Genomic DNA, 21,704 nt, shown 5'->3' with positions numbered 1-21,704 from the left:
TATGTTTGATTACCCTCTTCCCGGAAAAATATTTGTACATTAAATTCATAGACAGCCCAGAACCATCAAGAATTGTCAAAATGCTAAAACACAAAAGCAAAGCCCCCTCAACCATAAACCTTGACATTCTTTTGCAGAGCCAGAAACTGACTTCCTTAGCTTGGAGGACTTCAACAGCAATGGAGAGAATAGCTCACTTAAAAAAAATAGGATCTTGGATAAAAGATAATCAACAAGCAATTCGTGAGGCGCTAAAGAACGATTTTGGAAAGCCTGAAGCTGAAACAGACCTCAGTGAAATATTCCCCGTCACTGCAGAAATCAACCATAGCATCAAAAATCTTAAGAAATGGATGAAGCCAAATTCGGTTCCAACTCCTCTTCCCATGCTTGGGACATCCAGCAAAATTTACCTGGAACCGAAAGGTACTTCGCTGATAATTTCCCCATGGAACTATCCATTTAATCTGACGATAGGCCCTCTAATTTCTGCTTTATCCGCAGGTTGCACGGCTATTATCAAACCATCAGAGATGACTCCACATACTTCTGATCTGGTCTCTACAATGATTTCAGAACTCTTTGATCCAAGTGAAGTGGCTGTAGTTTTAGGTGAGGTGGAGATTTCTACTGAATTACTAAAACTTCCTTTTGATCACATATTCTTCACAGGAAGTCCTTCAGTAGGAAAAATTGTAATGAAGGCCGCAGCTGCGAATTTGACTTCAGTCACTTTAGAATTAGGAGGAAAATCTCCTGTCATCCTGAATGAGGATGCGGATTTAACAGATGCAGCTGAAAAGATTATTTGGGGAAAATACGTCAATTGTGGACAAACTTGCATAGCACCAGACTATATTCTGGTGCATGAATCTCAGCAGGAGAAACTTATCATGGAAATGAAAGTGGCACTACAAAAGATGTATGACCCGGATTATAAAGGGATAGAAAAGTCACCTGATATGGCTAGGATTATTAATGACAAGCATTTTAAAAGGCTTACACAAACTATTGAAGATGCTTTATCGGAAGGCGCAGCGTTAGTTTTCGGAGGAAAGTATACCCCCCTTACTCGCTATATTGATCCTACTATTCTGACAAATGTCAATAATGATATGCAGGTAATGCAAGAGGAGATCTTCGGACCTATTTTACCTATCCTGAGCTATAGTTCTTTAGAAAACGCAATAGCATACGTCAATTCCAAACCTAAACCATTAGCCCTTTATTATTTTGGCAAAAACTCAGAACAGACCTCAAAGGTCCTAAGGGAAACAAGCTCCGGAAATACCGTAATCAATGACTGCGTTTTACATTTCCTTCATTTGGAGTTACCATTTGGAGGAGTAAATAATAGTGGTATCGGAAAAGCGCATGGTTACCATGGGTTTCTGGCATTTAGCAATGAAAAGGGTGTACTCAAGCAGCGAGTCGGTATTAATAATGTGACACTGCTAAGGCCACCCTACGGAATCAAAGCGAAACAAATTATTGCTTCACTTATTAAATGGTTCTAAAAATGACACCTAGGATTTATAGACTTTTTGAACAATTAACTTTAGGGGTTTTCCTGATTTTAGCCCTAGGCAGCTGTTCCTCGGAGCGGGATGAAAATCCAACTGGAGAACTTACAGCACTGGATTTGTCCGACCAATCCTACGGGCCTAACTCAACCCAGCTTTTGGATGTTTATTTACCAGCAGGCCGTTCTATTGAAAAGACCCCACTGCTTATTTATATCCATGGAGGCGCATGGATCGAAGGGAGTAAAGACGAGTTCAAGCAATTTAAAAATTCCCTTTCCTCCGCCTTTCCCGAATACGCTTTCGTTTCTATCAATTATAGCCTTTATAATCTTGCCAACGGAACAAATAAATTTCCCACCCAAGAAAATGACGTAATAGAAGCTATCAGTTATGTAGTAAGCAAAACAGATGAATGGAATATATCTGACACGATTATATTGGCTGGAGCAAGTGCAGGAGGACATTTGGCATTACTGCACGCCTATAAGCATAAGCCATTTGGAAACATAAAAGCTGTGGTAGCGTTTTTTCCTCCCACCGATCTAGCTGAGCTTTATGACTTCAGCTTTCTTACGGTAACTGGTCTAGGAGGATTATTAGGAGGAAATCCCGGGGAAAGACCCGAAGCTTATGCGGCTTCCAGTCCGATTACATTTGTTGACAGCCAATCTGTCCCCACCATATTCTTTCATGGCACTGATGATACAGTAGTGCCTATTTCGCAAAGCTTCCTTTTAGAAAAAGCCCTAACTGAGGCTGATGTAGCACATAATTTCATTATAGTGCCCAATCAAGGTCATGGCTTTGCACTCCAAACTTACCCTTCCTTATTTCAGCAGGCTGCTATCTTTATCAACGAACTATAACAAAAAATCCCGCCAGAAGCGGGATTACCATATTGTCAGACTCGCTCGAGTCCCGTAGATTGAGCTCTCGACTTGATCGCCTGTACTACTTTTTCCGAAGGTTGTAGCTGGATTTGATCCATCTGCTCTATTGTGCTCAGCATTTCTACATATTCTTGCATCAGTGAATCATCACTATGCAAGGCTTGCACGAAGAGTTCTTGCTCTACCTCAGACATTTCCTGATAAATATATCTTATCAGATCATTTGGGGTAAATGGTTTTATCATATGCAAAATTTAGTTGTTTCATCTTCTTCCGCAGATGGATCAGCGCGTATCGCATTCTTCCAAGAGCAGTATTAATACTTACACCTGTCTGATCCGCTATTTCCTGGAAACTCATATCCAGATAATGGCGCATAATCAGAACCTGCTTTTGAGTTTCGGGTAGCTCTTCTATCAGACGCTTCACGAGCTCAATATTTTCATCCCTTACCTGTCGGTCTTCTACATTCTCTTCTGCAAATCTCAGCGAATTGAATATATTAGAACCATCCTCCATCAATATGGTTGGATATCTTTTGGCCTTTCTGAAATAATCAATGGCCAGATTGTGAGCTATCCGCATCACCCAAGGCTGAAACTTCCCTTCTTCGTTGTATTTATCTGAATTAAGTGTTTTGACCACTTTGACAAACACATCTTGAAGCAAATCTTCAGCGACCTTTTGATCCTTAACGATCAAAAATATTGTGGTATACATTTTACCTTTATATCGATCTACTAAGAGATCAAAGGCAGCATCACTACCATTTCGATACTGTGCAATCAATTCACTGTCCTTAGGACCAATTCGCTTACTCATTTTAAGTTGGTTTATTATAAACGTAAAGGTCTAGGCCATAGTATCCAGTAAGGGTGAAAGAAAAAGAAAGGTCTTTAAAAGTAGGATTTCGAAAACAACTCTGCAAAAAAAATTCAAGGATTTTATTTCACAAAGCTCATGAAGAACATAATCCAAATTTTATTTTTCAAATAGTATCAAAGCCAATACATTATTTGAAACATACAAAATCCAGAGTACACATTAACCAATGTTTATGCCAAAAAATGTTAAAATCCACATTTAGATAGAAGTAAATTGAACCTATACGAACAGGACATTTCAAGTGCTTTGTGTAACTTCGCGGAGATAGAAATTTAAAAAAAATACAATGGAATTGAGCGGAAAAATTATCCAAAAACTACCCGAAGTAGGTGGAACATCAAAAAGTGGAAACTCTTGGAAAAAGCAAGAATATATACTAGAAACCCCAGGGCAATACGCCAAAAAGGTTTGCGTGTCAGTTTGGGGGGATAAAATCGATCAGTTCGCTATTTCAGAAGGCGATAATGTTACCATGAGTATAGATGTAGAAAGCAGAGAATACAATGGTCGATGGTACACTGAAGTGAAGGCTTTCAAAGTAGATAGAAATGGCGGTGGATCAGCCCCTTCACATATGCCTGAAATGGATACTTTCCATTCGGAGGGAGAAGAAGATAAATTACCTTTCTAAAAAACACTTGTCCTATGTGGGATGATGACGATGATGATGAGTCAGGATGGGACGAAGACGATGAATTCGACGCACGCAAGGAACACGAAAACATCTATAAGCACCCATTAATGAAAAAGGCAAAGGACATCTTTGCCTTAACTCGCGCTTTGGTAGGAAGTCTGGATGAGGCTCGAAGGGAACTTTACGGCAATATCATGATGGAAGATGCGATAGTGTTGAGTACCAAATTCGCTGCGGCAGAAGCTATCCCTGATTATGTACTAAAAATGGAAAAGGCTATGATCATGAAAGTACATGCTAAAAACCTGAATACCATGACTTATCAATTAGGAATGGAAGAAACTCACGCTGAGGAGCATCTTGATTTACTTCGAGAGGCTATTGAGGAATACCGCATACTATTCATAGACTGGAAAAATGGCTTTGACTCAAATGAAAAAAATGATGATGGCTGGGGAATCTTTACGGATTAACTACTTCCAAATTGGAAGCCAAAATAAGCCCCGACTCCCATCAAAATCAAAGTAATTACTCCCATCAGGATTAAAACATCCAATGGAACTTCCCAAGGTACATCTCCGATTTTAAATCGAATTATCTTTTTCCAATTCATAGCAACAAGCAAAAATGCGGCTTAAGAGCCGCATTTTTTATTTCTTTAAAATCTCTTTCCAGCCCTTCGCTTCTAGCTGAGCGGCAGATTCCTCTACTTTTTCCTTCAATGATTTTTTATAAGCATCCAAACTTTCTCCAACCTTAGAATCGAATGACCCTACAATAGAAGCCGCAAGAATTCCAGCATTTTTCCCACCATTTAAGGCAACCGTCGCTACCGGAATGCCTCCTGGCATTTGCAAAATCGACAGAATGCTATCCCAGCCGTCGATGGAATTGGAGCTTTTGATGGGAACGCCAATTACAGGAAGACTGGTCATCGAAGCTACCATTCCAGGCAAATGAGCCGCTCCACCAGCACCTGCAACGATCACTTTGATACCGCGCTCACGGGCCGATTGTGCATAATCAATCATCCGCTGCGGTGTACGATGTGCAGACACAACTGTCAATTCATAGTTTACTCCCAATTCCTCTAGCATTTGTGCAGCTTCTGCCATAATCGGGAGATCGGATTGGCTGCCCATGATAATTCCTACCTGTGGATTCATGATATAGATTTGATTTTAATTAACTCTTTTATTCGCTGCGCTTTTTCTTTTAAGCCTGCAACGGTATCTGATACAATGGTCACATGCCCCATTTTTCTAAAAGGCTTTGTGATTTTCTTGCCATACAAATGAATGTATACTCCCTGCTCTGCAAGTGCTTCCTCCTGCCCTTCTACCAAAACTGGCCCTGTAAATCCATCTTCTCCGAGCAAATTAATCATGGCAGCCGGACATCTCAAGTCAGGATTTCCTAGCGGCCAATTCATCACAGAGCGCAAATGCTGCTCAAATTGCGAGGTGTAATTGGCCTCTATGGTATGGTGACCACTGTTATGAGGTCGAGGCGCAACTTCATTAACCAATACTTCACCTTCTTTGGTCACAAACATTTCCACAGCCAAAATCCCTACCATTCCCAATTTCAGAATTACATCTTTGGCGATCTGTTCAGCCTTTTCTGCTACTTCTTTGCTGATCTCAGCTGGAGCAAAAAGAAACTCAACCAAATTGGCAGTTGGGTGAAACGCACATTCTACTGCAGGATAAGCGATTAAATCACCAGCCTCATTTCTTGCCACAGTCACTGCAATCTCCTTATCGAAATCAATTAGTTTTTCTAATAAACCCGGAGCATCAAATGCTTTATCCAAATCGGCTTCAGATCTCAAGACCTGAACACCACGTCCATCATAGCCCTCTTTACCCAATTTATTTACAGCAGGAAGAAAATCAGCATTGTGGATAACTTCAGCTTTGTCCGCCGTCAGGATAAAATCCGCTGTTGGAATTCCGTTTAGTTGATAAAACTGCTTTTGCTTACGCTTATCTTTTATCAAGCTCAGTATATCAGGCTGTGGATAAACCTTCTTTCCTTCACGCTGCAATTTCTCAAGTGCCTCTGTATTAACACTTTCAATCTCAACCGTAATAACATCACAGCCGTGACCAAATGCATAAACAGTATCAAAATCCTTTAAAGAACCCACTGTAAATCGTTGTGAAAGATCCTTGCATGGCGCATTCGGATCTGGATCCAAAATGTGGATATCCTGATTATAGTTGATTGCCGACTGTATAAGCATTCGGCCCAATTGACCTCCTCCGAGGACTCCCAAAATGGGTGATTGCGATGGTATTGCCATAATTTATTTGTAATCAAAAATAATATAATCTCAAGAAACAGAACTCACTTTTCCTGCTGAAAGCGAATTCCCATTAACTCCATGAGTTTATGTGCATTGAAACTCGGGCATGCTCCCCGTTTTATTTTGTAGTCAAAATCTATGTTTTGGTCATGAATCTCAGAATGAAAACTGTAATTCCACACAGTACTCATTCTTTCTTCCAATTCTGCTAACTCAATATCGTGCGTACTGATGATTCCAAAAGCATTGGTATCATTCACTTGCCTAATCAAGGCTTCTGAACCAGCAATTCTATCTTCGGTATTGGTTCCTTTCAAGATTTCATCCAAAAGAAAGAAGATTTGTTCTCCTTTTTCGATTCTATCGATCAATTTCTTAATCCTACTAAGTTCCGCATAAAATGAGCTGACACTTTCTCCCAAATTATCCGAATTCCTCATACTGGTATAAAGTTGAAATGTACTAAATCCAAATTCCTCAGCGAAAGGTCTCAAGCCTAGATTCACCAACACACAATTAATCCCGAGCGTTCGCATAAAAGTGGTCTTTCCACTCATATTTGCACCCGTGAGCAAAACGACTCGTTGATTTCCGTCGATTTTGAAATTATTGGGCACTGCAGTTCCCGGCAAAAGTAGAGGATGAGAAACTGACTTGGCTTTGATTCCTTTCTCAATAGAAATAAGTTTCCCCTTTCCACCAACTTCATTTTCAAATGCTCCTAAGGAAATCAAAACTTCCCATTCTACTAGCTGGGCTGGAAAGTGAGCGACTAGATGACCATATTTTTTCTTCCAAGAAACTAGTCTAACGTATAAAAACAAGTCTGTCCAAAAAATGAGGTTAATCGGGATATAAAGAATATTTATCCGGTTTTGGATCCACAATCCTAAGCTGTCCAACTGATCAAAAAGTGTAGAAGCTTTGACCTCTTTGGTGAGGAATGGTGCCTGTTTCTCCTTGAGAAGAGTTGATTGCATTGGCTCCTTTTCAAGTACTGCCAGCCAATAGCGATATGTTTTCAATTGATGGCGACTCGGAATCGACTCAGCCGCCTTCTTCAATGGTTTAAATACCATTCCCAAAAACACCATTCCAAGCAAAATCCATACACCGAAAAACGCTCCAGGAACTATTCCTATATATATTAAAACAGAAAGAGTTATACCTCCGATTGGACCGAGGAAAGCTCCAATAGTAACTAATAATGTACTCTTGTCACTTTCTTCCAACCATTTGGTCCAGCCTGAATTTGATTTCTCCTCATTATAAAAAGCAATCCCAATGCTTTCCATCGCTTGAAGAAATTCGGATTTTGTGGATAACTCACTAGAAGCTTCCCGAAAAGCCCCAGCTTTCACACTCTCAAATTCAGATTTTATTTTGGCAGCAAGGGTTTCCTTACCTTTTTTAGAAACAGTATGATTCAGGAGTTGGAATAAAGAGTGATCTCCAAATAGATCCAAATCATTCGCGAAAGGATGAGCTTTTTCTTGAAATTCAGTTCCGGCATCAAGATCTTTTAGATTTCTACCAACCCGCTTTTCTCTAGACATATTCATTTTCTCAAGTGCTAGATAAATAGCCTCCTGATCTTTCTGAAAATTATACTTTCTAATCAGAGAAATGAAAATCACCACTGAGACTCCAAAAAACAAGAACCAAAACGGACTTTCCGCTACTGCTAAAACAAATAATCCACCCATGCCAAAAAAGACGACCAAACGCATTAGAGAGTAGGTTCCAACCTTACTTTTAACCGTTTTTAGCTTCTCAGACAGATTAGAATTTTCAAAATCAAATCCTTTCATGCCCAAAGATAGGAATTGAATCACGCTAACTATTCAAATTGGCGCAATCCTTGACACCTATTCAAATTTTTAGCAAGTCATGGACGTTAATCATTAACTGCATCAGAATTATGGAAAATAACAAACCTAAAAAAATGACAGACAAGGAAACAGAAGCTGAGGACTGGGACATTTCTAAGGGGATGGGAATTCTGCCTGATGATGTCGCTTTTACGCAGAACATCGGCTGTGTAGGCGGAAAGTCCAAAAAGCCCAACAATTCAATAAAAAAACCAACTAAATAATTACCAAAATCTATCGTAAAAGAATATGAAAAAGACACTTAACCCCACAATTTTATTTCTGATGATCTTCGGCATCATGCTCGTATCCAGCTGTGATATGAATGATGAACCTCCAGTGCCAAATCTTGCAGTAGTCAATGAAGACATGGAAGTAAATATGGCATTTGAGGATTTGGATAACCTCACACTCTCAGTTTTGAGTACCAGCGGACTCAGCGCTAGAACCTCCGTAACTATCCCTGCTTCAAATATATGTGATGGAGCAATAATCACCTTGGATGAAAGCACCAAGACAATTAAAGTTGATTTTGGTGACGGCTGTACTAGCGTAAATGGCATTATTAGAAAAGGGATCGTCAATTTGGCCTACACTGGCAACCTCTTGATAACAGGTGCAAAAATCACCACTACGTTTGAAGACTATGAAGTCAACGGTCATAAGATTGAAGGCACAAGAACACTTACAAATAAAGGTGTGAGCCTTGAGAATGGCACGATCACTTTGGAAGTGAAAATCCAAAATGGAAAAGTTACTTGGTCTGACAATACGTTTGTGACGTTGACGAGCGACCAAGTACGTGTCATCAAACTTGGTACCCAGGGAGAATACGAAGCTTCCATTACGGGTACAGCTTCCGGTACAAGCCGCGCAGGACTTAATTATACATCTTCAATTGCTGAACCGCTGATTTACACCAAAAGCTGTATTGATTCGGGCGTGAAAATTCCAAATTCGGGAATCTTGGCATTTCAATACAGTGGAATTGAAGTGACTGTGGACTACGGAGATGGAGCATGTGATAAAATGGCAACGATCTTCTATCCAAGTGGATCAAAGCCAGTGACGCTGGATTAATTCAATTCCATTTATAAAATCTAAACGGCTATCTTTCGATTTAGCCGTTTTTTTTATGGACAAGAAAATAATTGAAGGATTTGAGCATGTCAGATATAAGCGTCCGCAGCTCAGTCCTGAGGAAATGATTTTACGCTCAGAGCAGTTTTATCAGGAAATGGATCAGCGTCGGACAGTTAGAGAATTCGATTCACGTCCAGTTCCAATCGAAATTTTGGAAAAAATCATCCTCACAGCAAGCACAGCTCCCTCAGGTGCGCACAAGCAGCCATGGACATTTTGCCTGATTTCAGATCCTTCTATCAAAAAGAAAATCAGAGATGCAGCAGAAGAAGAAGAAAAAATCAGCTATTCGAGCCGGATGCCGGATCAATGGAAATCTGATTTGAAACCATTGGGAACAAACTGGGAGAAACCGTTTTTGGAGGAAGCACCCTATTTAATTGTAGTGTTCAAGCAGTCGTATGGTATGGAAAATGGTGAAAAAATCCAGCATTACTATGTAAACGAATCCGTGGGAATTGCCTGTGGATTTCTAATTGCTGCAATTCACCAAGCAGGACTCACCGCTGTCACCCACACGCCAAGCCCAATGAATTTTCTGAGTGAGATTCTTAAAAGACCCTTTAATGAAAAACCCTATCTATTGATTCCAGTAGGCTATCCAAAGGCAGAAACATACGTGCCAGCTATCAAAAGAAAGTCTCTTAATGAAATCATAAAAAGGTTTTAAAAACAGAAAGGCGATCACATCAATGATCGCCTTTCTGTTTTTAGCCTTCCAACTTAAGAAGCCTCTTCTTCTTTAGCTTTTTCTTTGATTTGATGAACAACTCGCTGAGGGAAAGGAATTTCTATTCCATGTTTCTCAAATTCAGTGTTAATAGCTTCCATTCCTGCAAAATAAAGTGGCCACATATCTGCTGATTTTGCCCAAACTCTTACCACAATGTCCAATGAGCTATCCCCAAAATTATTCAAAGCCACAAAAGGTGCTGGTTCTTGCAGAGTCCTAGGGTCATTATTGAAAATATCCAAAATGATCTCTTTCGCTTGCTTGATGTTTGTGCCATAAGCTACACCTACCTTCAATTCTGCTCTTCGAGTTTCTTGTGTACTCATATTGACAATATCGGAATTTGCCAAATTACCATTCGGGATAATCACTTCCTGATTGTCAAATGTCATTAGATGGGTGTAAAGAATCTGAACTCTATTGACTACACCTGTGTGACCTTGAGCAACGATAACATGCCCTACTTTGAATGGCTTAAAAGCTAAAATCAATAATCCTCCTGCAAAATTTGACAAGGAACCCTGAAGTGCAAGACCAATAGCTAAACCTGCTGCACCGAAGACTGCCAAAAATGAAGTGGCATCTATTCCTAGTGTAACTGCAACAGCGATAATTAGGGCTGCGAAAAGCATAATTTTCGCAAATCCAAATAGGAAATCATTCAATGAAGGCGAATCCTCTCTTTTCTCAAGCGAGTGCTTTATGAATTTGAGTACTTTTTTGATAATAAATCGCCCGATAAAATAGACTAAAATTGCAGCTATAAGTCTAAGAACTACTTCTACAGCTAGACTGATACCTTGCGCATATAATGCATCTGTGGTTTCTTGTGAAATTCCAAAGTCTTCCATGTTACTTACTTTTGGTTGGTTTGATTTGTTACTAAAATATAATATTCACTTGCCAGCGAAAAGCCCAATGCCAGCTTATTTCAAAATTTTTTATTTGTGCAGTGTGCAAAATTCTTTCCCAATCTGATCTCGAAAAGCTCCTTAAAACAGATAAACAGGCGTCATGCTGAACCATTTTTGATTTGCTAAATACCCGAGTCAACCACTTAATGCTATAATAAGCAAGTGGATGCCTGTGCAAATCGTTAATGACTATTCCTAATCGGGATTTTGCTCGAAGAGAGTTCAGCAATGTAACTAACTCGCTGTCTGTAAAATGATGTGTAAAGAGCGTACACGTAGAGATATCTACTTTTTCTTCAGAAAATTCTTCTTGAAAAACATTCTGAACTTCAAAAGTGACTTCTGATAAGTCACGTAGTCTAACCTTCGCTAGGTCAATAATGTTCCTGTTTGCGTCGATTCCGATAAAGGTAACCACTTTTTTCTGGGTTTTTACCCATTCATTCATTACTCTGATCATATCTCCGCCCCCGCAGCCAATGTCTGCCACTGAATAGTTATCTTGTGGATAACTCTTAAAAATCTTCGCCAGACCAGAAGTAGTCACATAATTTCCACCCAGCCATCGATTGATGGTTTTTAGCTCGCGCAAAGTTTGATTAAGTTCTTCGCCAGAGCAATTGAGGTCGTCCATCAATTCCTTCTCCTCGCTTCGCTGCGCAAATTTACTCATCACTTTTCCAGCAGTAAAGTTTCCAACGTAAGCCCTGGTCCAAATCCCATAGAAAGTATATCTCCTTGAATTTGATCATCATGCATCATTCGGGCTAAGACAAAAAGTATGGTCACTGACGACATATTTCCAAATTGCTTGAGCACTTCCAATGCATGTGAATTGACAGATTCTTCCAGACCAAATGCTTCTTGAACTTTCTGGAGTATCTGTTTCCCGCCTGGATGAATAGCAAAGTTATCCACTGTGGATAACTTGAATTTCTGCTCAAATTTCTCTTTCAATTGGCTAATGCCTTGATCCAGAAGTGTAGGAATATACTTGCTCAGCCGCATCTCAAAACCAAAATCCCCGATCCCCCAAGCCATATCTTCCTCGCCTTCGCGAAGCACCTGACTCAGGTAAGATTTAATTTTTAATCCTTTCTCAGATCGCATGACCAAAGCCGCAGCTGCCCCATCTCCGAAGAGTGAATTGGCCAGAATATTATCCTCCATATATTCCTTCTGAAAATGTAAGGTGCATAGCTCCACACAAACCAGCAGCACTTTAGCTTCTGGTTCTGCTTTCACTATTTTGTCTGCCAATTTCAACCCTGTAAATGCTGCATAGCAACCCATGAAATGTACGCAGTATCGCTCCACGGCATCATCGAGATTAAGACTTTTCATCAGGGCTAATTCAACTCCGGGAGCCATCATTCCTGTGCATGAAACTAATATCAAATGAGTGATATCTTGAGCTTTTATTTCAGATTTTGCAAGGCAATTAATCACAGCCTCTTCACAAAGACCTGGAGCCGTCTGACGAAATACTTCCATCCTTGCCTTTGTGCCAGGGAAGGGTTCAAAGTCTTTTGAATTCGGGAAAAAAGTAAAGTCATTTGGGTCTGACTTCTCAAAATCATTCAGCACACTGTAACGACTGGAAATTCCAGACTTTCTATACAAAAAGCCCAATTTTCTTGACTCAACTTCGTCCAGTTGATGCGCCTTCTGCATAAAGCTGGCTATTACCGACTGATCAATAGGGTCGCCTGGATTTGCCAGGCCTATACTTACGATTCCACTCCTCATAAACAGAAGTTTGGGTTTGTGGAGGTTGCCTTCATGTATAAAGATTTAGTCGGTTTCGCTTCTTTCATTAAATAAATCCTAGAAAATTTGATTCATCCAATTTTCAGTTCTTCTGATCAAGTTAATTGAATATATCTAAATTGGCTGAATGCATTGTAACTATCTCCATCTGGAATAGTTATTAGCTCAACCTCATTTACGATATGATCTCTAGTTCTAGCCTTAAGCATCTTCGAATTCCCTTTTCACTCTTTTTGATGCCCATCTTTTTCTTTGCTTTGGCACTCACTCCCAACCATAATGAGTCAAGAATTCTTTGGGTGTTTATTGCTCTTCATCTTTTTCTATATCCGTCTAGTAACGGCTACAATAGTTATTTTGATAAGGACGAAGAAAGTATCGGTGGACTGAAGCATCCACCAAAAGTCACCCAAGACCTTTATTGGCTTTCACTCACCTTTTTCTTGATTGCGATCTGGATAGGTGCAAGTATAAATCTCAGCGTTGCACTTATGATTTTGATTTATGGCTTGGTGAGTATGGCCTATTCTCACCCGGCTATCCGGATCAAAAAGTATCCTTGGCTCAGTTGGTTCATTGCTGGATTTTTCCAAGGATATTTCACGTTTGCCACAGCTTATGCCGGACTTAGCAATTTAAGTTGGGAAGTCCTATACAAGCCTCATGTGCTGATCCCGGGTCTGTTTACCAGCTTGATGTTGTGGGGAAACTATCCGCTGACACAGGTTTATCAACATAGCGAAGATGCTCGGAGAGGCGACCGAACATTAAGTTTGGTGTTGGGAATAAAAGGCACTTTTCTTTTTTCAGCCATGGCATTTATGGTGACCGGCACTGGGTTTGCGTGGTTTTTCTTTGACCGTAATCAACTCAACATTCTTTGGATTTATCTAGCTGCGATGACCCCAATTATGCTTTACTTTTTGACTTGGTTTAATTTCATCCGAGTGAATCCATCTAAGTATGCTAATTATAACTGGGCTATGGGGATGAATTATTTCTCGGCATTAGCACTCAATGCTTTCTTCATTTATTACTTTCTGGAAAACACGCAGATCATACAAGCTCTGGGCTATTAAAAAGGTTTTCCGTGCGTATTCTTTATGATTTGATCTGAAATAAAAGGCACATGCTTAATTAACATTCTTGTCAAAACTGACGCTTGATTAGATCCGAAAAGGCGCTGAACCTTCCTTCCTAGCCAGAGTCTCCGCTCAAACAGTGATCTCCAAGAATGCTCATATTGAGCTTCAATTTCTTGTCTGGATTTTCCTTTCAAAATTGCATCTGCTGCCAATTTCCCTGCATGGATAGCCATTGCCATGCCGTTGCCGCAGAGTGGAGTGATTAATCCAGCTGAATCGCCTGCCATGAGTACATGATTATCCACAGGCTCCTTTCGCTCAAAATTGATTTCATTGATCACTTCCGGTTTATCGAAAAGGAAATCACTGTCTGTAAAAAAGGGCTTGAGCGCTGGGTTTTTCCACAAAACTTCTCGTTCCATTGCCTCAATTGAGCCGTATTCCCGCAATTGCCCCCTATCTCCCAGATAGCATAAATTAACTTTGCCATCTTCTATGGTATTCAGTCCACAATACCCGCCTTTGAAATTATAAAGCGCAACTGTGCTTCTATCGAAATCAGTCTTTATGTGATATTTAACCCCTATATAAGGACTTCTCTTTTCGATGAATGCTCGTTTGAGTGTTTTGTCCAGTTTAGATCGCTTGCCAAAAGCTCCTATTACATTAAAGGCTGTTAGCTGTGTTCCATCGGCCAAGCCGATTCTGAATAAATTCTCGCTCTTATCAAAAACCACAGTATCTACTTGTGCACCAGTTTGTACTGCCCCACCTTTTTCCAAAACTTTATGATAGATATAATCATCTAACACATAGCGGCTAACTCCAAATCCTCCTAAGTCCAAAGCAGTGGTTACGCTTTTCCCAGCAGTATCAGAAAAAAGAAAAGATGTGATCGTCGGAAACTCACGTTGCTCAGGTAAAAGACTCTCCCTTTCTAAAAAATCACGTACTTCATTAGAGAGGTATTCTCCACATACCCGATGAAAGGGATACTGCTTTTTTTCGACCAAAAGCACATCATGTCCAGCTTTGGCCAATAAATACGATGAAGTCAAACCTGCCAGTCCACCTCCAATTACCACTGTATTGTACTTATTGTTCACAGTTCTGCCTTTAATTTTACATATAAACCGTTCATCAAAAATGAGTACTAGGTACTGATCCTTTCAAGAAATTCACGGTTTAGAAAATACTTAACCAAATAATAACTATGAGAAATAAGATACCCAAATTACTCAGGAGATTACCATTAATCCTTGGTGTAATGGGTGTGATGTTTTATTCTACGGATACTTTTGCTCAGAAAAAGAAGAAAAAGGATGCTAAGAAAGAAACAGCTGCACCAGCAACCCCGGCTAAACCAAAAGGTAATGATTCAGATCCAAAACCTTATAAGGAGGTAATTACTGCGAAGGCCAAATCTAAGGATGGTCTTTTTAAGGTTCATCAGATTGAGGACAAATACTTCTACGAAATCCCTGATTCTTTACTCGGAAGAGACATGTTGATGGTCACTACCATTGCCAAAACCGCAAATGGAATTGGATATGGCGGAGAGCGCACCAATACGCTCATGCTTCGTTGGGAAAAGTACAACAACGATATTCATCTAAAGGTTATTTCTGTGAACAATTATGCAGCCGATTCACTTCCTATCGCGATGGCTGTTAAGAATTCTAACCTGGAGCCAATCCTGCAGAAGTTTGCTATCAAATCTCTTGGAACAGACAGTACTGGAATCGTAATCGATGCTACTGATCTTTGGTCAAAAGATGTGCAAGCATTAGGCTTACCTAAAGGCGAGCGTACACAATATAAAGTCTCTCGACTAGATACAGATAGATCGTACATTGCACACATCCATACCTATCCTATCAATATTGAAGCGAGGTATGTAATGACTTACCTTGCTAATGACCCACCTTCAAACAGCTCTACAGGTTCTATCACATTGGAGATGAACTCTTCTATGCTTCTTCTACCAAAAGAACCGATGAAGCAGCGATTGGGAGATCAGCGTGTAGGATGGTTTAGCCGTTCTATCGTCGATTATGGAGCTGATGCTCAAAAAGCTGAAAGCCGTACTTTCCTTGACAGATGGAGACTTGAAGTAAAGGATGAGGATATGGCTAAATTTAAAGCCGGAGAATTAGTAGAGCCTAAAAAGCAAATTGTTTATTACATCGATCCTGCTACTCCTAAGCAGTGGATCCCATACTTAATTGCCGGTGTGAATGATTGGCAAGTCGCTTTTGAAGCTGCAGGTTTCAAAAATGCAATTGTGGCCAAATTAGCACCAACAAAAGAAGAAGATCCTGATTGGAGCCCAGAAGATGCGAGATATTCTGTTATCAGATATTTCGCTTCAGATATCCAGAATGCTTATGGACCACACGTGTCTGATCCAAGATCAGGTGAAATCTTAGAATCTGATATCGGATGGTATCACAACGTGATGAACCTATTAAGAAACTGGTTCTTCATCCAAACAGCAGCAATCAATCCTGATGCACAGAGCGTACAATTTAAGGATGAAGTAATGGGCAGATTGGTTCAGTTTGTTTCTTCTCACGAAGTAGGGCATACCCTTGGTCTTCCTCACAACTTTGCCTCTTCTCATGCATATCCAGTAGAGAAGCTAAGAGATGCTGCATTTACAAAGGAAATGGGAACCGCACCATCAATCATGGACTATGCGAGATTTAACTACATCGCACAGCCAGGTGACAAAGGTGTAAGCTTAATGCCAAACGTTGGACCTTATGATAAATATGCAGTGGCTTGGGGGTATAGACCTATTCCTGATGCTGCTACGCCTGAAGATGAATTAGCGACACTGGATAAATGGATCCTGGAGAAACAAGGTGATCCTATTTACAGATATGGACGTCAGGGAAATAGCTATGATCCAACTGCACAAAGTGAAGATTTGGGTGACAACTCTATGAAAGCTTCTGAATACGGCATTGCCAACCTGAAGAGAATCATGCCAAACCTTATGGATTGGACTTCAGAGCCAAATAAGCCTTACAAAGATTTCGATGATCTGGAAGAAATGTATGGTCAAGTGATCACTCAATTCAACAGATATATGGGTCATGTGAAAACCAACATTGGTGGTGTATCTGAAGTTTACAGAGCCGTTGGACAGGACCTGCCAGTATATACACACACTTCAAAAGAAATTCAGAAGTCAGCTGTTGCTTTCTTGAACAAAGAGCTTTTTACCACTCCAGAATGGATGATGCAGGATGACATCTTTGCAAGGACAGAAGATTTTGGAGCATTGGAAAGAATCCGTGGAGTACAGGCTGGTACGTTGAATTCAGTACTTGACCTTGGTAGACTTGGTCGTGTGATCGAAAACGAGGCATTGAATGGTAATGAAGCGTATAAGATGACTGAGCTATTTGATGACCTGAGAAAAGGCATCTGGACCGAGTTATCTTCAGGAAAAACAATCGACGTGCACAGAAGAGCACTACAGAGAGCTTATATTGAGCGCTTGGAGTATCTGATGACTACCGACGGCCCTACCGTACCAGCTTCATTCAGAAGATTTGTTGGTCCACAGATCAATGCATCTCAATCTGACATCAGACCGATGGCAAGAGGAGAATTGAAAATCCTACAGAGAGATATCAGATCCGCGATTGCCAGAACTTCTGACAGAATGTCTAAGCTGCATCTTGAAGATGCCTTAGAAAGAGTAAATACTATTCTTGACCCGAAGTAAGGTTTAAGAAGAAGCAATAAAGTTAAATGGGCGCCAGTTTTGGTGCCCATTTTTTTTTATTAAAACTTCTACCGCTATCTCACTACTTACGAAGGCTCAGCTTTTACCGCCCTCTAGAACTTGGGATTTGACTCGCAATAATTAGCGAACTAATTCCAATTTTTAAAAACTTTGCCTCAGTGCGCCGTTGCGGGATTTTCAACATTTGATATGATTTTTTGATTAATTTTGTTTCAAACGAATCAACATGTCCTCACCTCTTTCCATACTTCAGAGTCATAAACTACGCATAACAGATTGTCGGCAGGAAATAATCCGCGAGTTCTTGGACAAACAAGTCGCGTTAGCCCATTCTGATTTAGAAGAATCATTGGATAGCCAGTTTGACCGTGTGACGATCTATCGGACTTTAAAAACGTTTGTAGACAAAGACGTAGTGCATAAAGTTCTTGATGACAGTGGTGCTACCAAATATGCGCTATGCTCCCACGAAGAGGAAGATCATAACCACGAACACGTCCATTTCAAATGTGAAATTTGTGGAGAAACTACCTGCCTGGAATCTATTTCCCTGCCGAGTATCAAGCTACCTGCAGGCTTTAAAAAGAAGGATATGAGTTTATTGGTTCAAGGTGTATGCAACAAGTGTCATTAATATTCCACTGGTTCAGGAATTCTTGATTTCGGGGAATCACTAGGCCACTGAACCCCAGGAGGTAAATCTATCTTAGGTGGTGTGAAATCCTCGACTCCGCCATCTCCATCATCTTCACTCCTACCACCCTTTTTTAAAGATTTTTTAGTCATAGTCGCCATGACATATATCAAAATGACATAAGCCAAACCACAAAGGATCAAATCGATTACAAGACTGCTCATCGCTAAAAGTTTCAGATAATATACTTGAATACAAGATTTAAATCAATGGTAGTGCCGATTTGTTTTCGCATAAAGATATTTTTTATGATTTAAGCGGACTTGCTAATTCCCTTGGATAGGTGGATATTTGCGCTCTGAAAAAGAAAAGTGATGATAGTAAAAACAAAAAAATATCAGCTCCCTACTGGCACCTATATCAAAATGGCTTTGGTTAATGTTTTGAAGGAACAATGGTGGGTTATTCCAATAGCATTAGTGATTATGTGCGGTTATTTTTGGATCCCTTCGATCTGGTGGATCATCGGAGCATTGATCGCATATGGCCTTTATGTACTGTTTTGGGCGATTCAATTCACTGGAGTAACCCAGATGGAGCAAAATAAAGTAATATTTGATAAGATGGCATACGAAATAGATAGCCGTCAGATTCTGATGAAAATCAATACTAAGCAAGGCATGCCCGTTCAATGGAATATGATCAAAAATGCTGAAGTCAGAAAAGATGCTTTCGTCCTTTACATGTCCAAAGCGCAATTCATTCATCTGCCTTTTCGAATTTTTAACTCAGACAATGAGCGAAAATTTATGGAAACAATCCTGAAGCGTAAAGAACTGATCAAATAAGATCACCCCAACTCATAGAAAAAGCCTCCCAAATTGGGAGGCTTTTTCATTTTACACGCTAGCCATTCAATTTACTAATGTAGAGGCAGCGGAATAATTACCGATCCATGCAATCTGCAATGCAACATTTAGGAATTTCCTCAACAAAAAAACCTATCCAAATGGATAGGCTTCTTGGGGATTAAAATAATCACCTGTTACATAGATGGCATGATAACCGTATCGATCACATGTACTACTCCATTGTCCGCTTCGATATCAGCCGCTGTTACAGTTGCTTTATCAATCATCACTTTACCATCCATAATTGTAACTTTCACAGAGCTACCCTGTACAGTTTTTGCCATTTGACCATTTGACAAGTCTTTAGACATCACTTTTCCAGGTACTACATGGTAGGTTAGGATTTTAACCAATTGCGCTTTATTCTCTGGCTTTAACAAGTTTTCGACTGTACCAGCAGGAAGCTTTGCAAAAGCATCATTTGTTGGAGCAAAAACTGTAAACGGACCATCTCCTTTCAATACATCCACTAAATCACCGGCTTTCACAGCTGCTACTAGCGTACTCAAGAAATCCTGAGAAATTGCTAAATCAACAATATCTGCTTCAATTTTTGTCTCATGGACAGCATTCCTTTTTGGTGCAAAAGATGATGCTATTACTAGCATTGTTAGCATCACTACTATTCCTAATTTTTTCATTGTTGTTAAGTGTTAATTTTAAAATTGGTTTAATACCCCTATAACACTACTTATAATCAATTGTTTTTCAGTTTTTTAAGAATTATGTTTCATGAAGAAATATAAAAACATATAAGTATCAAACACCCCAATTTTAGACCTTTCAGCTACACAAATGGACCATAAATAGAAATTCCACATATTTGGGAATGCAAATAAAACTTATCGCAATAGGCAAAACTGACAACAAAGCAATCATCTCTTTGATCGAGGAGTATAGTAAGCGTCTGAATTTTTATATCAAGTTTGAATTTGAAGTGATTCCTGACCTTAAAAACAGTAAATCTCTTTCTGAAAGCCTCCAGAAGGAAAAAGAAGGCGAATTAATTCTGAAAAATATCATACCCGCAGACGAGGTAATTCTATTGGACGAGCGCGGCAAAAGCTACAGCTCTATGGATTTCGCTGAGTTTCTTCAAAAGAAAATGAATAGTGGACTGAAGCAATTGATTTTTGTAATAGGTGGCCCTTATGGATTTTCTGAAGCAGTTTATAACCGAGCCAACGGTAAACTTTCCATTTCTAAGATGACTTTTTCACATCAAATGATCCGTCCATTTTTTATCGAACAATTGTATCGTGGGTTTACAATCCTGCGAAATGAACCCTATCATCACGAATAGGTAGGATTAAGCCGCATTGTGCGATATTAAGTAGCCTTCATTCCGGTTCAAGTGAATTTACTATAGGCACAAGCCATCTAGTTTTAATTAGCTACCACAAAATATTGTTTCGGCTGCTGTAACTGAGGCTGAAGACTTACCCCTAAAATTACTCCAATGTTAAGTTTTGGATAGTTATATGTTTTAATATTACCAAATTGTTAACTTTACCTAACATTGACCGTAACAATAGTAACATTAGCTTCATCCCAGGTGAAAAAAGTTTTACTCACATTTATTCTAATATCTGCAATTGGCATTTTTGCCATGGCTCAAGATGCTATTGGAATAATTGAGGGTTTACGCTTTGAAAGCGATTCAGAGAAGGAGTTATGGGAGGCAGGCCAAAAGAATCCCTATTTACTTTTTAGAGCTGTTCAAGCTGAGAGATCCCTTTCAGACGAAAAGTGGGATGGCCTGGTATCTGAACTGGACAAAAAATTCAATAAAAAAGGCACACACCTAAGTGTACTCCGCAGTATTTTTGAAAAATCTCATCAGCAGCTATTCAAAACCTACGAACAACATTCCACTTTCAATGATATGTTGGAAGAAGGAAAATATGATTGCGTAAGCGCTTCTGCTGCTTTGGCCCTTCTCTTAGAAAGATATGGGTTTGTTTACAAAGTTGTGGAAACGGATTATCATGTGTTTATAGTAGTGAATCACGAGGGGAAAGATATTATTTTGGAAAGTACATTGCCCATCGGTGGGATGATTACAGCTCCAACGGAGGTTATTGCTTATTTAGAAGGGTATAAAGCTGATGATTCAACCCAGCTCAAGTCTCTTAACCAGAGACTAGGAGCTCCGAAAGCAGATCTTTCTGATAATGCAATTTTTAGAAAAGTCAATTTGACTGAATTAGCCGGACTGCAATATTATAATGATGCGATCTCATATTTCAATGATCAACGCTTTGAAAAGGCTTCCACACAATTAAATAAGGCACTGAAACTTTACAATTCTGAGAGAATTGAAGGCCTCAAAGCATTAGCAGAAGAACAAGCCAACTTGCTAGCATCAAACTAAAAATGGCCTCCTAAAGGAGGCCTAAACTTGTTGGACCAATCACCCCTGTCGTCCAAACAATCTGTTAAAAAAACCTTACTCCAATATTTTAGTATTTGTTAAGCCATAAATGCTACGAAGAACCCAATAAGCAGAGCTTTTTTTATCACAGCGATAATAACATCCTCTGTCATTAGAGTTAGGTTCGTTTGTTATTTCAAAAATATTCGCATTTTTTGAAGCTCCCTATACGACAAATGCCCTATTCTATGAACAGGGCATTT

General features: G+C 39.7%; 25 protein-coding genes. 13 read left to right on the top strand and 12 right to left on the bottom strand.

What is annotated here, in order from left to right:
- Positions 1 to 80 precede the first annotated feature (80 nt).
- The gene (locus tag QOL76_RS14080; protein ID WP_283413609.1) at positions 81 to 1,517 is read left to right on the top strand and encodes an aldehyde dehydrogenase family protein; all 1,437 of its coding nucleotides are present in this window, start codon (positions 81 to 83) and stop codon (positions 1,515 to 1,517) included.
- Between the two features lie 2 nt (positions 1,518 to 1,519).
- Positions 1,520 to 2,392 carry an alpha/beta hydrolase gene (locus tag QOL76_RS14075; protein WP_283413608.1) on the top strand — a complete coding sequence of 291 codons (873 nt, stop codon included), beginning with the start codon at positions 1,520 to 1,522 and terminating at the stop codon, positions 2,390 to 2,392.
- A gap of 35 nt (positions 2,393 to 2,427) precedes the next feature.
- On the opposite strand, the gene QOL76_RS14070 is transcribed toward QOL76_RS14075, so the two are convergent.
- On the bottom strand, positions 2,428 to 2,661 hold the full coding sequence (locus QOL76_RS14070; protein WP_283413607.1) for a hypothetical protein: 234 nt from the start codon (positions 2,659 to 2,661) through the stop codon (positions 2,428 to 2,430).
- Positions 2,636 to 3,238 carry an RNA polymerase sigma factor gene (locus QOL76_RS14065; protein ID WP_283413606.1) on the bottom strand — a complete coding sequence of 201 codons (603 nt, stop codon included), beginning with the start codon at positions 3,236 to 3,238 and terminating at the stop codon, positions 2,636 to 2,638. Before QOL76_RS14065 ends, QOL76_RS14070 begins: the two co-directional genes overlap by 26 nt.
- A 349-nt stretch (positions 3,239 to 3,587) precedes the next feature.
- Between QOL76_RS14065 and QOL76_RS14060 the strand changes: the two genes are divergently transcribed.
- Positions 3,588 to 3,932: a DUF3127 domain-containing protein gene (locus QOL76_RS14060; protein ID WP_283413605.1), complete on the top strand. Its 345-nt coding sequence runs from the start codon at positions 3,588 to 3,590 to the stop codon at positions 3,930 to 3,932.
- Positions 3,933 to 3,946: 14 nt separating this feature from the next.
- Entirely contained in the window at positions 3,947 to 4,408 is a 462-nt protein-coding gene (locus tag QOL76_RS14055; protein ID WP_283413604.1) for a hypothetical protein, read from the top strand.
- Here QOL76_RS14055 and QOL76_RS14050 read toward each other — a convergent pair.
- Genes QOL76_RS14050 through QOL76_RS14035 form a run of 4 tightly spaced genes read right to left on the bottom strand, consistent with a single transcriptional unit; the run spans position 4,405 to position 8,057 of the window.
- On the bottom strand, positions 4,405 to 4,548 hold the full coding sequence (locus tag QOL76_RS14050) for a hypothetical protein (RefSeq protein WP_283413603.1): 144 nt from the start codon (positions 4,546 to 4,548) through the stop codon (positions 4,405 to 4,407). The genes QOL76_RS14055 and QOL76_RS14050 overlap by 4 nt on opposite strands.
- A 37-nt stretch (positions 4,549 to 4,585) precedes the next feature.
- Positions 4,586 to 5,101 carry a 5-(carboxyamino)imidazole ribonucleotide mutase gene (gene purE, locus QOL76_RS14045; RefSeq protein ID WP_283413602.1) on the bottom strand — a complete coding sequence of 172 codons (516 nt, stop codon included), beginning with the start codon at positions 5,099 to 5,101 and terminating at the stop codon, positions 4,586 to 4,588.
- On the bottom strand, positions 5,098 to 6,243 hold the full coding sequence (locus QOL76_RS14040) for a 5-(carboxyamino)imidazole ribonucleotide synthase (RefSeq protein WP_283413601.1): 1,146 nt from the start codon (positions 6,241 to 6,243) through the stop codon (positions 5,098 to 5,100). Before QOL76_RS14040 ends, purE begins: the two co-directional genes overlap by 4 nt.
- Positions 6,244 to 6,287: 44 nt before the next feature.
- Positions 6,288 to 8,057 carry a MutS-related protein gene (locus QOL76_RS14035; RefSeq protein ID WP_283413600.1) on the bottom strand — a complete coding sequence of 590 codons (1,770 nt, stop codon included), beginning with the start codon at positions 8,055 to 8,057 and terminating at the stop codon, positions 6,288 to 6,290.
- Positions 8,058 to 8,191: 134 nt separating this feature from the next.
- Here QOL76_RS14035 and QOL76_RS14030 point away from each other — a divergent pair, with 134 nt between their 5' ends.
- The 3 genes from QOL76_RS14030 to QOL76_RS14020 are packed head-to-tail and all read left to right on the top strand — an operon-like array spanning position 8,192 to position 9,930.
- The gene (locus tag QOL76_RS14030) at positions 8,192 to 8,341 is read left to right on the top strand and encodes a hypothetical protein (RefSeq protein ID WP_283413599.1); all 150 of its coding nucleotides are present in this window, start codon (positions 8,192 to 8,194) and stop codon (positions 8,339 to 8,341) included.
- A gap of 25 nt (positions 8,342 to 8,366) precedes the next feature.
- Positions 8,367 to 9,197 carry a hypothetical protein gene (locus tag QOL76_RS14025; RefSeq protein WP_283413598.1) on the top strand — a complete coding sequence of 277 codons (831 nt, stop codon included), beginning with the start codon at positions 8,367 to 8,369 and terminating at the stop codon, positions 9,195 to 9,197.
- A 55-nt stretch (positions 9,198 to 9,252) separates the two neighbouring features.
- Positions 9,253 to 9,930, top strand: coding sequence for a nitroreductase family protein (locus QOL76_RS14020; protein WP_283413597.1), 678 nt, complete (start codon positions 9,253 to 9,255; stop codon positions 9,928 to 9,930).
- A 53-nt stretch (positions 9,931 to 9,983) separates the two neighbouring features.
- Here the strand turns inward: QOL76_RS14020 and QOL76_RS14015 are convergent, their stop codons facing one another.
- Genes QOL76_RS14015 through QOL76_RS14005 form a run of 3 tightly spaced genes read right to left on the bottom strand, consistent with a single transcriptional unit; the run spans position 9,984 to position 12,656 of the window.
- Complete coding sequence (locus QOL76_RS14015) at positions 9,984 to 10,844, bottom strand: mechanosensitive ion channel family protein (RefSeq protein ID WP_283413596.1); 861 nt, start codon at positions 10,842 to 10,844, stop codon at positions 9,984 to 9,986.
- A gap of 31 nt (positions 10,845 to 10,875) precedes the next feature.
- A complete protein-coding gene (locus QOL76_RS14010) occupies positions 10,876 to 11,580 on the bottom strand; it encodes a methyltransferase domain-containing protein (RefSeq protein ID WP_283413595.1) in 705 nt (234 codons plus the stop codon).
- The gene (locus QOL76_RS14005; protein WP_283413594.1) at positions 11,580 to 12,656 is read right to left on the bottom strand and encodes a type III polyketide synthase; all 1,077 of its coding nucleotides are present in this window, start codon (positions 12,654 to 12,656) and stop codon (positions 11,580 to 11,582) included. The genes QOL76_RS14010 and QOL76_RS14005 overlap by 1 nt, the downstream gene beginning before the upstream one ends.
- A 257-nt stretch (positions 12,657 to 12,913) precedes the next feature.
- Between QOL76_RS14005 and QOL76_RS14000 the strand changes: the two genes are divergently transcribed.
- On the top strand, positions 12,914 to 13,756 hold the full coding sequence (locus tag QOL76_RS14000) for a UbiA family prenyltransferase (RefSeq protein ID WP_346771411.1): 843 nt from the start codon (positions 12,914 to 12,916) through the stop codon (positions 13,754 to 13,756).
- Here the strand turns inward: QOL76_RS14000 and QOL76_RS13995 are convergent.
- Complete coding sequence (locus QOL76_RS13995; RefSeq protein ID WP_283413592.1) at positions 13,753 to 14,868, bottom strand: NAD(P)/FAD-dependent oxidoreductase; 1,116 nt, start codon at positions 14,866 to 14,868, stop codon at positions 13,753 to 13,755. The two genes, QOL76_RS14000 and QOL76_RS13995, sit on opposite strands and share 4 nt — an antisense overlap.
- Positions 14,869 to 14,975: 107 nt before the next feature.
- On the opposite strand from QOL76_RS13995, the gene QOL76_RS13990 reads away from it, so the two are divergent.
- On the top strand, positions 14,976 to 17,501 hold the full coding sequence (locus QOL76_RS13990; protein ID WP_283413591.1) for a zinc-dependent metalloprotease: 2,526 nt from the start codon (positions 14,976 to 14,978) through the stop codon (positions 17,499 to 17,501).
- A 247-nt stretch (positions 17,502 to 17,748) separates the two neighbouring features.
- Positions 17,749 to 18,156, top strand: a complete 408-nt coding sequence (locus QOL76_RS13985) for a Fur family transcriptional regulator (protein WP_283413590.1) — start codon at positions 17,749 to 17,751, stop codon at positions 18,154 to 18,156.
- Here the strand turns inward: QOL76_RS13985 and QOL76_RS13980 are convergent.
- On the bottom strand, positions 18,153 to 18,380 hold the full coding sequence (locus tag QOL76_RS13980) for a hypothetical protein (RefSeq protein WP_283413589.1): 228 nt from the start codon (positions 18,378 to 18,380) through the stop codon (positions 18,153 to 18,155). The two genes, QOL76_RS13985 and QOL76_RS13980, sit on opposite strands and share 4 nt — an antisense overlap.
- Positions 18,381 to 18,530: 150 nt before the next feature.
- Between QOL76_RS13980 and QOL76_RS13975 the strand changes: the two genes are divergently transcribed.
- Positions 18,531 to 19,004, top strand: a complete 474-nt coding sequence (locus QOL76_RS13975) for a YcxB family protein (RefSeq protein WP_111613160.1) — start codon at positions 18,531 to 18,533, stop codon at positions 19,002 to 19,004.
- Between the two features lie 197 nt (positions 19,005 to 19,201).
- Here QOL76_RS13975 and QOL76_RS13970 read toward each other — a convergent pair whose 3' ends face one another.
- Entirely contained in the window at positions 19,202 to 19,708 is a 507-nt protein-coding gene (locus tag QOL76_RS13970) for a fasciclin domain-containing protein (protein WP_283413588.1), read from the bottom strand.
- 188 nt (positions 19,709 to 19,896) lie between these two features.
- Between QOL76_RS13970 and rlmH the strand changes: the two genes are divergently transcribed.
- Together rlmH and QOL76_RS13960 are read left to right on the top strand one after the other, a co-directional pair.
- The gene (rlmH, locus tag QOL76_RS13965; RefSeq protein WP_283413587.1) at positions 19,897 to 20,370 is read left to right on the top strand and encodes a 23S rRNA (pseudouridine(1915)-N(3))-methyltransferase RlmH; all 474 of its coding nucleotides are present in this window, start codon (positions 19,897 to 19,899) and stop codon (positions 20,368 to 20,370) included.
- Positions 20,371 to 20,622: 252 nt separating this feature from the next.
- Positions 20,623 to 21,441 carry a hypothetical protein gene (locus QOL76_RS13960; protein WP_283413586.1) on the top strand — a complete coding sequence of 273 codons (819 nt, stop codon included), beginning with the start codon at positions 20,623 to 20,625 and terminating at the stop codon, positions 21,439 to 21,441.
- Positions 21,442 to 21,704: the final 263 nt, after the last annotated feature.

Origin of the sequence: Algoriphagus winogradskyi (assembly GCF_900182815.1) — a bacterium.
In the GTDB taxonomy this organism is placed as follows: Bacteria; Bacteroidota; Bacteroidia; order Cytophagales; family Cyclobacteriaceae; genus Algoriphagus; species Algoriphagus winogradskyi.
The sequence above is the reverse complement of the archived record's forward strand: the minus strand, read 5'-3'. Positions and strand labels throughout refer to the sequence as shown.

What these genes read in the sequence shown, in the direction of transcription:
- QOL76_RS14070 (WP_283413607.1), bottom strand. Translation starts at nt 2,661, where the DNA reads ATGATAAAACCATTTACCCCAAATGATCTGATAAGATATATTTATCAG.
- QOL76_RS14005 (WP_283413594.1), bottom strand. Translation starts at nt 12,656, where the DNA reads ATGAGGAGTGGAATCGTAAGTATAGGCCTGGCAAATCCAGGCGACCCT.
- QOL76_RS13980 (WP_283413589.1), bottom strand. Translation starts at nt 18,380, where the DNA reads ATGAGCAGTCTTGTAATCGATTTGATCCTTTGTGGTTTGGCTTATGTC.
- QOL76_RS14080 (WP_283413609.1), top strand. Translation starts at nt 81, where the DNA reads ATGCTAAAACACAAAAGCAAAGCCCCCTCAACCATAAACCTTGACATT.
- QOL76_RS14000 (WP_346771411.1), top strand. Translation starts at nt 12,914, where the DNA reads ATGCCCATCTTTTTCTTTGCTTTGGCACTCACTCCCAACCATAATGAG.
- QOL76_RS14020 (WP_283413597.1), top strand. Translation starts at nt 9,253, where the DNA reads ATGGACAAGAAAATAATTGAAGGATTTGAGCATGTCAGATATAAGCGT.
- QOL76_RS14035 (WP_283413600.1), bottom strand. Translation starts at nt 8,057, where the DNA reads ATGAAAGGATTTGATTTTGAAAATTCTAATCTGTCTGAGAAGCTAAAA.
- QOL76_RS14060 (WP_283413605.1), top strand. Translation starts at nt 3,588, where the DNA reads ATGGAATTGAGCGGAAAAATTATCCAAAAACTACCCGAAGTAGGTGGA.
- QOL76_RS14075 (WP_283413608.1), top strand. Translation starts at nt 1,520, where the DNA reads ATGACACCTAGGATTTATAGACTTTTTGAACAATTAACTTTAGGGGTT.
- QOL76_RS14065 (WP_283413606.1), bottom strand. Translation starts at nt 3,238, where the DNA reads ATGAGTAAGCGAATTGGTCCTAAGGACAGTGAATTGATTGCACAGTAT.
- QOL76_RS14050 (WP_283413603.1), bottom strand. Translation starts at nt 4,548, where the DNA reads ATGAATTGGAAAAAGATAATTCGATTTAAAATCGGAGATGTACCTTGG.
- QOL76_RS14040 (WP_283413601.1), bottom strand. Translation starts at nt 6,243, where the DNA reads ATGGCAATACCATCGCAATCACCCATTTTGGGAGTCCTCGGAGGAGGT.
- QOL76_RS13970 (WP_283413588.1), bottom strand. Translation starts at nt 19,708, where the DNA reads ATGAAAAAATTAGGAATAGTAGTGATGCTAACAATGCTAGTAATAGCA.
- purE (WP_283413602.1), bottom strand. Translation starts at nt 5,101, where the DNA reads ATGAATCCACAGGTAGGAATTATCATGGGCAGCCAATCCGATCTCCCG.
- QOL76_RS14055 (WP_283413604.1), top strand. Translation starts at nt 3,947, where the DNA reads ATGTGGGATGATGACGATGATGATGAGTCAGGATGGGACGAAGACGAT.
- QOL76_RS14010 (WP_283413595.1), bottom strand. Translation starts at nt 11,580, where the DNA reads ATGAGTAAATTTGCGCAGCGAAGCGAGGAGAAGGAATTGATGGACGAC.
- QOL76_RS14025 (WP_283413598.1), top strand. Translation starts at nt 8,367, where the DNA reads ATGAAAAAGACACTTAACCCCACAATTTTATTTCTGATGATCTTCGGC.
- QOL76_RS14030 (WP_283413599.1), top strand. Translation starts at nt 8,192, where the DNA reads ATGACAGACAAGGAAACAGAAGCTGAGGACTGGGACATTTCTAAGGGG.
- QOL76_RS13990 (WP_283413591.1), top strand. Translation starts at nt 14,976, where the DNA reads ATGAGAAATAAGATACCCAAATTACTCAGGAGATTACCATTAATCCTT.
- QOL76_RS13985 (WP_283413590.1), top strand. Translation starts at nt 17,749, where the DNA reads ATGTCCTCACCTCTTTCCATACTTCAGAGTCATAAACTACGCATAACA.
- QOL76_RS14015 (WP_283413596.1), bottom strand. Translation starts at nt 10,844, where the DNA reads ATGGAAGACTTTGGAATTTCACAAGAAACCACAGATGCATTATATGCG.
- QOL76_RS13975 (WP_111613160.1), top strand. Translation starts at nt 18,531, where the DNA reads ATGATAGTAAAAACAAAAAAATATCAGCTCCCTACTGGCACCTATATC.
- rlmH (WP_283413587.1), top strand. Translation starts at nt 19,897, where the DNA reads ATGCAAATAAAACTTATCGCAATAGGCAAAACTGACAACAAAGCAATC.